Here is a 14,386-nt window from a genome sequence, read left to right as displayed (position 1 = left end):
TAATGAAGCATTTTAAAAGTATATTCATTCTCATTTTTATGATGAGCAGTACCTGGTTATACGGCCAGGAACCACAGCCCTTTCCTGTGGAAGAGATCGATAAAAAGGTACAGCAATTTATGGAGAATGGAGATATTCCCGGACTTACACTCATTGCTCTGAAGGGAGACCAGGAATATATAAAGAGCTATGGGTATGCCAATATAGAAAAAGGTATTCCGGTTTTGCTAGATACCCGCTTTGAACTGGCATCCTGTAGTAAAGCTTTTACAGCACTGGCATTTTTGAAATTTGTAAAGGAGAGAGACTTGTCATTGGATACCCCGGTGAATACACTCATTCCATGGTTTGAGGTAATGTTTGAAGAGCAAGAAGTTACGATCACCTTAAGGCAATTGCTGCATCATACAAGCGGAATACCCTGGCATACCTTGTCCTTAATACCAGAATCAAGTAAAGACGATGCACTAGAACAGACCGTACGAAAATTGATAGGGCAGGAGCTAGAGTTCAAACCTGGCTCCATGTACCAATATGCAACTATAAATTATGATATACTGGCCCTGGTTATGCAAAAGGTTACTGGAGAATCTTTTGAAGAGTTGATGCAGGATTTGTTTATAGAACTTGGCCTTTCAAATACAAGAATCAGTGCGAGTGAAAATGATACATTGAAGGCTCAAGGATACAAAATAGGCTTTTTCGAGCCTATTGCATACAGCGAACCGTCCTTTAGAGGAAACAACGCAGCGGCGTATGTCATATCTGATGCAAACGATCTGAAAAAGTGGATGAAGATACAGTTGGGTATGATAAATACCTCATTAGATTCATTGGTGGAATTAACCCATAACCGAGACGAAACAGTCTCTCCTCACAACAATAAATCGTATGCTATGGGATGGGAGGTCTCACTGGAAGGTGATGGGGATATTTTGCATAGCGGACAAAATCCTGACTTTACAGCTTATGCAGTATTGAGGGAAAAAGCTGGTACAGCATTGTTTCTGGTGGCTAACGCGAATAGCAATTTTACTGCCCCACTAGGACAGCAGATTTTTGATCTCATAAATGGTGAAGAAATCCCCGAAATGTATGATCCGGGGGATCAGAATGATACCACATATGCCATGCTAGCTATAGCGTTACTGTTCTATGTGTTGGTCGTGTTAGGGTTTATGATTTCTGTTTTTGTAGATATATTTCAGAAAAAGAGAAAATTTGAAACCCTTACCATCAAAAGGATGCTAGGGTTCCTCTTATCTCTGGTAGTAATATTACCGTTTACCTATGGGATTTATATTTTTCCCGAAGCCATTTTAGAACTTGATTGGAATACAACATTTATCTGGTCTCCCATGAGTCTGCGCGTGTTGTTGTGGGTCATGGTTCTGGCAGTTGGCGTATCCTATCTGGCTTCGGTTTTCACATTACTATTCCCCCAAAAAAATGAATATAAGAGATTCGCACCTAAGATATTGTTGCTTAGCATCCTTTCCGGATTTGCCAATGTAGGGGTAATCATAGTTATTACATCTTCTATAGGATCAGACGTACCCGTGCGCTATCTTTTGTTTTACTATTTTCTCATATTATCAATATACCTGCTGGGAAGAAGGTATGTTCAGATCAAATTGGTGCGATTTACCAGGGGATTGGTGTATGAGCTGCGTGTACAATTATTATCAAAAATCCTTTCTACATCTTATCAGCGCTTTGAGAAGATTAATATTGGAAGAATTTATGCAGCATTGAATGATGATGTTTCCAGGGTGGGGGATTCAACCAACGTCATTGTATTGTTGTTTTCAAGTACCATAACAGTAATAGGTGTCTTTGTATATCTCATTTCAATTGCATTTTGGGCTGCTTTACTTACCATATTTTTTATGTGTCTCCTGTTACTGGTTTATAATATCTCTGTAAGAAAATCAAACGTTTTTCTGGATAGAGCCAGGCATGAGACTAATATTTTTATGAGTTATATCAATGACCTTGTTCATGGATATAAGGAAATAAGTCTGCACCGGAATAAAAAACTAGAGTTCAGAGATGATGTTTCTCAAAGTGCAGAGCGATATAAATCAAAAGTTTTGATAGCCGATATTAAGTTGCTAAACTCCTCTTACATTGGAGAATTTATGTTGGTGGCTCTCTTGGGGCTGGTAGCTTACGGAATCCCCGAATTCTTTTCAAATATTGAAAATTTTGTGATCATGAATTTTGTGATCGTTTTACTTTATCTCATTGGGCCTATAAACCGTATTGTAGAGTCCATACCCTCGGTTCTTCAGATAAAGATAGCATGGAATCGCATTCAGGAGTTTATAAAGGAAATCCCTTATGATACATTACTCGATCAGCGGGAGGAAGTAAAACATACACTTATTGAATCCTTCAGTGCAAAGGGAATCTCATTTTGCTATGAAAGTGATAACACAAAGGAAAGTTTTTCAGTGGGGCCGATAGATCTGGACGTTCAGGCTGGAGAGATTCTCTTCATCATAGGAGGTAATGGCAGTGGCAAAACAACATTAGCAAAAATGCTGACAGGTCTATACAAACCAATTGAAGGGGAGTTTAGTGTCAATGGCAACCTGGTGAGTAGCGCTGACCTTGGAGAATATTTTTCTACTGTTTTTAGTCCTGCCCATCTGTTCCAAAAAATGTATGATATAGACCTTAACGGGCGTGAAGAGCAGTTTGATCACTACCTTAAATTACTACAATTAGATGAGAAAATTACGGTAACTGATAACAACTACAGTACCATCAAGCTATCGAGTGGCCAGCGAAAAAGGCTTGCTCTGCTCCAGTGTTTTATGGAAGACAGACCGATTTATTTGTTTGACGAATGGGCAGCAGACCAGGACCCCGATTACAGAAAATTCTTCTATAAGACCTTACTACCAGAGATGAAGAAAGCAGGAAAGATCGTGATCGCAATTACTCATGATGATAACTATTTTGATGTTCCTGACATGGTACTTAAAATGGAAACAGGAAAATTAAAGACCTACCGGGTGAATAAAACTCCTGTGGATGCTATTTAAACCAACCTCATAAACTATAAAATCAACTACTAATGAATACAATTACTATAACAGTTCAGCGCATTATTTTTTGTGTTTTACTAATTCTCAGTTCTGCGGCACTAGGGCAGGCTGATGGTTATTTTACCTCTAATGGCAAAGATGTTCATGCACTGACCTTTGATCTGGAAATCGAACAACTGATGAGCGAACTGGGTATCCCCGCCTTGTCAATTGCTATATTAGAAGATGGAAAAACAGCCTATTCAAATGTATACGGATACAAAAAGATGGGGACTGATGATGCAGCAGATCTCCATACAGCATTTGAGGCCTGTTCTTTATCCAAGATCTTTTTGGTCTTCAGCGTTTATAAGCTGGTAGATAAAGGCGTGCTGGACCTGGATGTCCCACTTTTCAACTATCATGGACGTTACAAGCCGCTAATGCATGATAAGCGTTATAAGAAGATTACAGCGCGGATGATTTTGAGCCATACCTCCGGAATTGAAAACTGGACATCGGAGAACGACCCGAAAGTGTTGGAAATTCTGGAAGAACCGGGAAAGACTTTTATATATTCTGGGGAAGGCTTTCTGTATCTTACTGAGGTAATGGAACACCTTTTGAGCGAGTCTTTTGTTGATTTTACAAATCGACTTGTGTTGGAACCGTTGGGCTTGAAAGATACCTATATGTGGGTATCGGATGGGATGGAGCAAACTACAACAGCAAAACTTACTACATCAAATTATGTGACCGGTCACGACATCTTTGGTAATGTGATGACTAAAGCAATGGATTACGATGCTGATAAATTGCCTGCTTCATATATACATACAACCGCTGCTGACTATGCAAAATTGGTGTTGAGTTTTTTTGACAAGGAGACTTTTTCAGAAACTATACACAAGGAAATGTTAGAATCTCTGGTACTGTTACAGCCGTTGGACAATTTTTCGGTTTATACAGGACCGGGGTTCAGTGTGTTGCGTTTTCAGGAAGAGGACCTTCTTTTCTTTAATGGAAGTAATTCCGGATTCAAATCAACAGTGATCTATTCGGACCAAAATCAAAGAGGGTTTATCTTTTTTACCAATAGTGATTCAGGTAAGCGGTTGATGTATAAGATTAACCAACTCACCACTGAGTTTGATCTGGAACTTGAAAATGGAAACCCTGATATGTATCCTAGTACTCCATGGATGCTCTTTCATGTTTATCGACGCAAAGGAAGTGAAGCCTTATTTAGGAAGCTGGATTACCTTAAAGGGAAGAATATGTTGCAGACCGGTGAACTGGAAGAACTGGCAAGTATTATTTCCAGGAAGGACGGAGATCTTTCAGAAAAGGTTCGTCAATACTTGGATCAGTAATCTGAGACCAAAATGGAATAGTAATAACAGATAGTGAATAGAGGTTCATTGTGCCGGCTTACCGGTTAGCGTAAAACTTTGATTTGCATGTCTGTCTAAACAAAATAGTATTAAAATAATACCGCATTTTTATTTGGAGAATACTGGATAAATAAAGGCGGATTGAGATAATAAAAAGGGAGTATTTATGTCAAAAGATAATAAGATACATATGGTTGACCGAGGTTATTTTACAGGTCATCTGGATCGATGGGAGGGCACGGATTATTTTGGTGATTATGAGGAACGTCATCAAGAAGGTTACGAATCAGGAGTTGTGGAAGTTGAAGTTTCAGAGGGTTTAATATCCGGTCTGAATAAGGTATCGGCCTCATTGCGGGCCCAGCACATGGTATTGCTATCCGGTTTCCAGGTTTTGGCGAGCCGGTTATGCGGCAGTAGTCAGGCGCTGGTATTTACAGGCGCTTATACCGACACGGGGACTTCGGTATCATCAGGTTATGTTATTCCCGTGATGAGTGAACTGGGGGCAACGACCACATTTCGGGACATTTTGTTGCAGGTAAAGTCATGTATACTTGATAGCCTTAGCCACCCGCATTGTAATGTTACCCTATTGCTTCGAGATCGTATAACAGGCGTTTCGTCCGGCAGCCTTTTGGGGTTAACCAGTGCAGGTATTCATCAGCCAAGTGACCTGTCAGGCTTATTATGTGATCTTCATTACCATTTTGAAGGATCGCAGGTACAGATTAGTTATAACAAGCTAAAATACAGAGAAGATAGCATTTTGAAGCTGTATGGTTTTTACGAGCGGTTGCTGTTGAACCTTTTAGCATTTCCTGACCAGCATTACAGTAAAGTGGAGCTGACCAGTGAGCTTGAGCGTGAACATCTGTTGAGTCAGTTTGATCACCGTTCGGTAAGCTATCCTGAATCGTCGACAATCGTTAGCCTTTTTGCCAGTCAGGTATCGTTGTATCCAGAACAAACGGCGATAGTTTACGGGGAAGTTCATATGAGCTATTCATCGCTTGACCAGGCATCAAACCGTGTAGCCCATATGCTGATGGCTCATGGCGGGCGTCCTGGCGACCTGATCGGATTGTTGACAGGTCGTAGTCATGAGACGATCATTGGAATACTGGGTATTTTGAAGATGGGAGGTGTTTACGTTCCCGTAGATGTAAACTATCCGGCTAAACGTATTCAATATATACTTGAAGACAGCGGCGTTGATCTGGTACTGTCCACGGAGCCAGTCGATGGCTTGGCTTATAAACATCAGATCATCCCGATAAGCAGATCGACAGACTATAGTGATTTACCAGTCGGGGTATGTCCGAAACCTGAAGACCTGTGCTATATCATCTATACCTCGGGTACAACCGGTAACCCCAAGGGTGTCATGATCCCTCACCGGAATGTGGTTCGCCTGCTCTACAATGACTCACTTGATTTTGAGTTCAGGAGCAGTGATATATGGGTAATGTTCCACAGCCCCTGTTTTGACATGAGCGTATGGGAGATCTTCGGAGCGTTGCTTTATGGAGGCGAGCTGATCGTTCTTTCTCGGGAGACCTCGATGGATACGCTTGCATTCATAGAGCTATTGAAAGAATCAGGCGTAACATGCCTATGTCAGACCCCTAGTGCCTTCTACAACCTGATTCGTCATAAAGATCACCATCCCGAAGCTGATTTTAAATTACGCTATATCACTTTAGGGGGCGAAGCCTTTAACCCCTCCCTGATGCGATCCTGGTATGAAAGCTACCCTGAGACAAAGGTTATCAATATGTACGGGATCACCGAGACGACGGTCCACAATACGTTTAAACATATAACAAGAGAAGATATAGAAAGGGGATCTAGTAACATCGGACGACCATTACCAACCCTTTCGATCTATATACTTGATGAACACAATTGTCTTGTTCCGAACGGAATGATCGGGGAACTTCATGTAGGAGGGATCGGCTTAGCCGATGGTTACTATGGCAAGGCTGAGTTAACGTGCAGTCGTTTTATAGAACACCCATATATAGAGGGGGAGCGCATTTACAAGTCGGGAGACCTTGTGCGCGTCATGGAAAACGGGGAGTTGGAATACCTGAGCCGGAAAGACAACCAGGTACAGCTTCGAGGCTACCGTATAGAGTTGGGATCTTTGGAGAACCACCTTCAGAACTACGAGGATATCAGACAGGCGGTGGTATTGGTACAGGAGCAGCAAGAGCATAAGATGCTGGCAGCCTTTTATGTGAGTGCTACTCCCTATAAAGAGTCGACCCTTCGAGCGTATCTATCCAGCCAGGTGCCGGATTATATGATACCCTCGGTATTTATCCATGTCCCGGTACTCCCTCTAACCCCTAATGGTAAGACTGATAAGCGGGCACTTCTGGCGTTATGTTCTGCTCCCAACCGCACATCCAAAGCGAGTAACCCAGAGAACGAAGAGGAGTTATACCTTCAAAATTTATGGAGTCAGGTACTATCCCAACCTGCGGATAGCCTGGGTACCCATACCAGCTTTTTCAGTGTAGGGGGCAACTCGCTGACCGTTGTTATGCTGAAGCACAGCATCTTAAAAGACTACCATGTCAATGTGAGTATATCCGCCTTATTTGAAAGAGACACCATATCCTCCCAGGCAACCCTGTTAAAGGAATCTGACCGGACCACACATAGCCAGATCCAACGAACAGCGCCCTGCTTGTCCTACCCATTATCTCCAGCCCAGCGTCGGTTGTATTTTGTACAACACCTGGAAGAAGATAATACGGCTTATAACATGCCCTTTGCCGTTAGGTTGCCCGTGATTCTGGAAGAAGATCGTTTGCGGAAAGCCTGCGAGGATTTGGTTGAGCGTCATGAGATCCTGCGTACTACATTTGACCTGGAGCAGGGGGATCCAGTTCAGAAAGTGCATGAAGAAGGGGCTGTATCCGTAAGGTTTTATCAACCAGATGAAGGAACAGATGAAGCACACCTTCTACAAGAGTTCAGGGAATCATTTTCTTTGAATAGCCTTCCATTGTTTCGGATAGGCGTAGTACCCGGCGATACAAGTAGCCTTTTGCTGTTTGATATCCACCATATCATCAGTGATGGCGTCACCCAGCGTCTTCTGGTCAAAGAGCTTTTGTCACTTTACCAGGGTGTTACCCTTGATCCGGTTCCATTGCAGTACCGTGATTATGTGATTTGGTACCACAGTTCAGAGAGGCAGGCAGAGCTTGTTAAACAAAGACAATTCTGGGAGAGAGAGTATGTGTCCCTTCCTTCCCCCCTGGAACTTCCCGGAGACTTTCCTCGTCCCCATTTCAGGAGTTTTGCAGGAGATACGCTTTCCCTGGAATTAGCGGATACAACTACCCAGGGGTTAAGAAATTATGCAGAGGAACACAGCAGTTCGGTTTACACCGTCATCTATGCCGCCTATTACCTTTTAGTCGGGAAACTGTCCGGCAGCGATGACCTGGTGATAGGTACCGTCACCAATGGCCGTAACCACCCCGACCTGTCAGACCTTTTCGGGATGCTGGCGAGTACCCTTCCGATCCGGATGCTATTAGACCGCAACCTGAGTTTTGAAGCGTTCCATGCTCAGGTAAAAGAGCGTGTATTGCAATGCATGGACCACCAGGACTTTCCCTACGAAGATTTACTGGAAAGCCTTGACGTAGCCCGTGATACCAGCCGGAACCCGCTGTTTGATATCTGTCTGGTTTATGAGCACCTGGAATCTGATCCTGAAGCCAGAGAGGAATACAAAGCAGTTCCGGTTCAACTGGACCACAAGCTGTCAAAATTTGACCTGACCCTGATTGTAAAAGAAACGCCAGAAGGTCTGTTGCTGGAGATGGAATACAGCACGGCACTATTTAAACCAGCGACCATACAGGTTTTTATGGAAGCCTACCAATACATATTGAATAGCGTCCTTTCCGATCCGGGGCAGTCCCTCCGTTCGGTTAGCCTTCAGGCAGAAGGTCCTGAGGTATATTTAAATTACCCCCTGACAGAGCCATGTTTTGCTCCTGATCAGACAGTAATAGATGCCTTTGAGATGCAGGTGTTAGCGCATGCGGATAAGTTAGCCGTTAGCTACGGAGAAGATAGATTGAGCTACAGCGCACTTAATGCGCGAAGCAACCGTTTGGCACGGCACCTTCAGATGTCAGGTGCCGGTCCGGGACAGTGCATCGGGCTATATTATAACCGATCGGTGGAGATGATCGTGGCGATTCTTGCGGTATTGAAAACCGGTTCGACCTATGTGCCGATCGATGACGAAGCCTCATCAGAACGGATCATGGAGATACTTTCAGACAGTCAGGCCCTGGTGTTACTGACCCATTCGGAGAAGGCATTGACTGGGTTAAACATTGAAGTAATAAGTTCGGACACCATTGATCTTGCAAGCTATAGTTCAGAGAACCCGGGTGTATCGATACCCTCCGAAACCCTGGCCTATATCATCTATACTTCCGGTACGACAGGGAAGTCCAAAGGAGTGATGATCAGCCATGAGAACCTGAAGAACCTGGTACTAAACCGGGATACCCCATTTGCCTTTAGCTCATCAGATACCTGGACAATGTTCCATCGTTATTGTTTTGATTTTAGTGTTTGGGAGATCTTCAGTCCCCTAACTACGGGAGGCCGTTTACTGGTGGTTTCACGAGAAGAACTTCTTGACCCGGCCCTGTTTTTGAGTCGAATAGTTAGCGATCAGGTAACGGTTTTGAACCAGACGCCGACCGCCTTTTATAACCTTATGCGTGTAGCTTTACAGGCACCTTCAGCAATAAAGCTCCGTTACATTATTTTTGGTGGCGAAAAGCTTCAGCCGGGAATGCTTTCAGACTGGAACGACACCTACCCAGGCGTGAAACTGGTGAACATGTATGGAATAACCGAGACGACGGTACATGTAACCTACAAAGAGATCACCCGCCCGATTATATCCAGGAATGAGAGCAATGTAGGAATTCCATTAGCAGGATACTTTGCGTGCGTGGTCAATAGCGACGGAAACATAGTTCCCCATGGCTTGCCAGGCGAACTGTATGTAGGCGGTTATGGCGTATCCCAGGGATATATTGGAAATGCTGATCTGACCGGCGAGAAATTTATCAGTCGTCCTGAGGTCTCCCCCTGGAAACTATACAGGAGCGGCGACCTTGTCCGTGTTGACGCTCATGGCGAGTTGATCTACTATCGTCGTATGGACCACCAGGTACAGCTAAAAGGTTTCCGGGTAGAGCTACAGGCCATAGAGAACATCCTGTCCACTTACAAGTTTATTGAAGAAGTAAAGGTAGTGTTCCGGGAGCGGTCACAGGATCAATACCTGGTAGCCTACTATATAGGGCCGGAAGAGATAGATGTAGTACAATTTCGCAGGCTTCTGGCTAATAAGCTACCCCTGTATATGATACCGTCATACTTTGTTCGCATAGATCACTTAAAAGTAACAGCTAATGGTAAGCTGGATGAGCAGTACCTGCCAGATCCTATACAGCATTTAACGTATGGTAGTAAGCCTGCAAAAACGTATATAGAGAAGAAAATATCATCTATTTGGAGTGCTACACTAGGTCTTGAAACAGTTGGTCTTGAAGACAACTACTTCAGTATTGGCGGGGATTCGATTACAGCGATTCGTCTGATCAGCCGAATGAATGACACGCTTCATACCAGGCTAAAAGTATCAGATCTATATAAATATCAGACGCTGGAAGAGCTGCTTGCCTATGCCCGTTCAGAAGATAGCCGAGGTCATGAGCGTTATTACCAGGAGGTACAGACCGAGCTGGCAGAGTTTTCAGCATCCTATCGCTCGAAGCATGCTGACCCGTCCATAGAGTCAGTTTATCCGATGTCCAATATAGAGCGAGGGATGAGCTTTATCCAGCTTCGGAACGAAGAAGCCCTGATCTATTTTGAACAACTGGTATGGGAGGTTACCTATGAGGACTTTGATATCCATGTTCTGGAACAAGCCTTAACCCTGTTGACAGAAAAGCAGAGTGCCCTGCGCACCGCTCTTGATGTCGGGGAGAATGCCCATGTGATCTATAAACCCTTTTCAATAGAAGTTCCCTATGCGGATTTGAGAGGAAAACCAAAGCAGGAGCAGGAAGGGCATATCCGATCCTATATGGAGCACTCCCAAGAGCACCCCTTCGCCCTGGATAAGGCCCCCTTATGGCGGTTGAGTGCTTTTCGTCTTCAGGAAGACTTTCATGTACTGATCTTTGAGATCCACCATGCCATTTCCGATGGCTGGAGTATAGCCACTTTTATGACGGAACTGAACAGGACCTATCGAGCCCTTCAGGAAGATAATGCATATCGTCCGGCCCCATTAAGTACCGGCTACCGGGAGTTCATCATAGAAGAGATGGTTTATGACCGGATGGAAGAGAGCCTTGATTTTTGGAAATCAGAGCTATCGGGCTTTACGAAGTTCAGTTTGAATACCCCAGTGGAGGATAGTTCGTTCCGTTCGATAAAGGTTCCTTTTGACCAGGATCTTTTCGGGTCTTTGGAAGACCTGGCGTCGAGCCGAGGCACGACCGTCAAGAACCTGTTCTTTGCGGCGTATATGAGCAGTCTGAATATGATGAGCTACAGCTCAGACATCGTAGCCGGTTTGGTGACCTTCAACCGCATGATCGGGGAAGAAGGCGTAGATGTATTTGGTAACTTCTTAAATACGATTCCAGTGCGTCTGGATCTGACAGAAGAACTGACCGGTGAATTACTTTTGACCAAAGTAGAACAGAAGCTACAGGAGATCAAAGCATACGATCGTACCTCCCTGTTCCGAATAGCGCGGGCGATGGGGGTAACCAATTTCACGGAAAACCCGATCACCGACCTGCTGTTCAACTTTACGAGCTTCCATGTGATCTATGAACTATCGATGGATCATTCCCGGTCCGTGACCGAAGAGGAGCGTGTGGCTATCGATAACTTCATCCGGGGTCATGGTTTGTTTGAAGTAAGTGTTAACGGCGTACGAAGCAACTGTTTTATCCAGTATGATTATGTGACCACCTTTATCTCCGATACAGATTTCAGGAGATTCACCCAAATTTATGAGAATACCCTTCGCCTGTTGGCAGACTCCCTTGACCGGAAGATCAACCTGTCAACCGTATTGGCGGAAGACAATGGATCCCTTGCGGAACTTCAGGGTGCTGATAGAGATATTCCCAAAGACTTTTCCATCCTTCCCCTGTTTGCCAGTCATGTATCATCAACCCCCGATGGCGTGGCGTTGATTTATGAGGGCGAAGAGATAAGCTACCGGGATTTGGATGCACGCTCAGACCAAATCGCATCGTCATTGCAGTCCTCCGGCGTTGTAGGTGGCGATGTAGTAGGAGTTTTACAAGAGCGCAGCCCAGACTTAATAGCCAGTATATTGGGTATTTTCAAAGCCGGGGGCGTATACCTTCCGGTGGATCCTGATTACCCCGCTTCACGGATCAGAGAGATCCTCGAAGACAGCGGAGCGGTATGTTTGCTTAGCGGCGCATTCCAGTCAGAAGCTATGGGGCTGCCTTCATCATGTTTTGTTATCAGAACAGCTACCCTGGCAAAAGATACATCGGCAGTGCTATGGACACCCGCCGACCGATCATCTACGGCCTATATCATCTACACCTCAGGATCAACAGGGCAACCGAAAGGTGTAGAGAACACCCACGGAGGACTGATCAACCGACTGCTATGGATGCAGGAAGAGCTTGGCCTTACCGCAGGCACTCGTTTTTTACATAAGACACCGGTCGTTTTTGATGTTTCTGTCTGGGAACTTATTTTACCGCTGATAACAGGGGGGACACTGGTGATTGCACGCCCTGAAGGTCATAAAGACCAGAGCTACCTCAGCACCACGATAGCAGAAGCAGGTGTTGAAGTCATACACTTTGTGCCCTCGATGCTGTCAGTATTTCTGGATACTATGCAGTTAGAAGGAGCAATGCTTCCCGGAGTGAGAGAGGTGATCTGTAGTGGCGAAGCGCTGAAAGGAGTGACCGTAGAATCCTTTTCGTCTGTTTTTACGCATGCACGACTCCATAACTATTATGGGCCAACCGAGGCAGCCATAGATGTGACCTCCATTTGCCTGGATGGCTACTCCGGGGGCGTGGTTTCTATTGGTCGTCCGGTGTTAAACACGCAGATCCACATCATGGATGACCAGAGCCGGTTATTGTCCCGTGGCAGCGTAGGAGAGCTATGCATAGGAGGAGTTCAGGTAGCGGCGGGTTATGTTAACCGTCCGGAGTTGACCTCGTCAAAATTCATTATTGGAGAAGGCGAGTTGGGGCGTTTGTATCGAACCGGTGATCTGGCCCGCTGGCGATCAGACGGAACCCTGGAGTACCTGGGTCGCATCGATACCCAGGTAAAACTTCGTGGTTATCGCATAGAGTTGGGAGAGATCAGCAATGTGCTGGAGCGTTGTGCGGGGGTTCGTCAGGCGGCTGTGGCCCTTCGTCATCGGGGAGAAGATGCTCACCTTGTGGGCTATTACGTATCCGATGTCCTCGTTAACAAAGAAGAGTTAAAGACCCATTTGTCAGCATATTTACCGGATTATATGGTTCCTGAGTATTATGTTGAGCTGGAGGCGTTGCCACTGACCCACAATGGTAAACTGGATTACAGCTCTCTGCCTGACTATCAGGTGGAGGTGGAGGAATATCAGGCACCTTCCAATGAGGTGGAGCGCCGTCTGGTAAGTATATGGTCCGAGATCCTCGAGCTTCCGCAGGATAGTATAAGTACCAATGCCGACTTCTTTGAACTGGGGGGACACTCGTTGACCCTCATGAAACTCATACAGCAAATTAACATGCGTTTGGGGATTATTATTTCCATGGATATCATATTCCGGAATACAACAATTGAGACCATTGCAAGTCATATCAATAACCGCTATAGCTGGGCGGCCGGTTTGGACGAAAAGTTTAAAAAAATAAAGCAGGCTGAGACCGTGAAAATTGCAGAAATAGCCAATTCTAATTCAACTAATAAATTGTTTTTCTGTGCGCCAATGGGGGGTATAATGCCTTCAACAAGTATTGTTGGAATATTGGACATGGGCCCCTACCTAACAGATATAACAGATTTCTTTGGTGTCCAGGCTCCTGCTTTATTCCCTGAAATGCTCGAAATGATCAATAATGATCAGGATGTAAATCTGAGGACGTGGGACTTCGAGTTTTCCAGGTTTAAGGATATTGTCGAGGAAACAACTCGGGCTATTCTGAAATATCAGCAGGATGGGACTTTTCTTATTGGTGGTTTTTGTTCCGGTTGTGTACTTGCACTTGAAGTATCTAAAAAACTAAGATCAATTGGGAAAAAAGTGGGACCTCTTGTATTGGTAGATCCTCCTCTCTGGATGACGGCACCTGTACTTCCTGAAAAAATAGCTCCTGCGTATACTCTTGGAGAAACTGCATCATTTATTGCAAAAGATATTGACTGGCAGGCAGGAATTGCCCCTACTGACATAGAAGACCTGATGAAAAATCAGCCTCTGGAAAATGTCTGGGAAATTGGAAGGAGAGTTTTAAGAGAAAAAGGTGCAATTAAAGATGAAACCAGGGCTGCTGATATAAAAAGGGCATTCGGACACAAATTTTATAATGACCAGGCTTTATCTTTATTTTTTGCCCATAACCAGTATAAGGTGCCTGTTATTGCTCCTGAGATTCCTGTTTTGTTATTGTTGCCAGAAGCTTCTTACAGTAACGATAGTGATACGGTAGCTTATGTCGAAAGCCATATTGCAGAGAATTGTCGTTTAGGAAAGTTTGAAGGCCAAAACCACACTCTTTTTCAGGAAAAATATCTTCGGGAATGGATTGAACGTGTTAAACAACACCTTTTACATCAAGAAGAACTAATTCCTGGCTGAACAAACAATTTCGTTTAATCAAA

General features: G+C 44.5%; 3 protein-coding genes. All 3 read left to right on the top strand.

Annotated features, from left to right (window positions below):
- Nucleotides 1–2 precede the first annotated feature (2 nt).
- The 3 genes from LVD17_RS07255 (at nucleotide 3) to LVD17_RS07245 (ending at nucleotide 14,363) form a co-directional block, all read left to right on the top strand.
- The gene (locus LVD17_RS07255; RefSeq protein ID WP_233765764.1) at nucleotides 3–3,053 is read left to right on the top strand and encodes a cyclic peptide export ABC transporter; all 3,051 of its coding nucleotides are present in this window, start codon (nucleotides 3–5) and stop codon (nucleotides 3,051–3,053) included.
- 32 nt (nucleotides 3,054–3,085) lie between these two features.
- A complete protein-coding gene (locus tag LVD17_RS07250; protein WP_233765763.1) occupies nucleotides 3,086–4,408 on the top strand; it encodes a serine hydrolase domain-containing protein in 1,323 nt (440 codons plus the stop codon).
- Between the two features lie 187 nt (nucleotides 4,409–4,595).
- Nucleotides 4,596–14,363, top strand: coding sequence for a non-ribosomal peptide synthetase (locus LVD17_RS07245; RefSeq protein WP_233765762.1), 9,768 nt, complete (start codon nucleotides 4,596–4,598; stop codon nucleotides 14,361–14,363).
- Nucleotides 14,364–14,386 lie beyond the last annotated feature (23 nt).

The sequence above is a fragment of the Fulvivirga ulvae genome (genome assembly GCF_021389975.1).
In the GTDB taxonomy this organism is placed as follows: domain Bacteria; phylum Bacteroidota; class Bacteroidia; order Cytophagales; family Cyclobacteriaceae; genus Fulvivirga; species Fulvivirga ulvae.
Note: the sequence above shows the minus strand (reverse complement) of the source record. Positions and strands in the feature narration are given on the sequence as shown.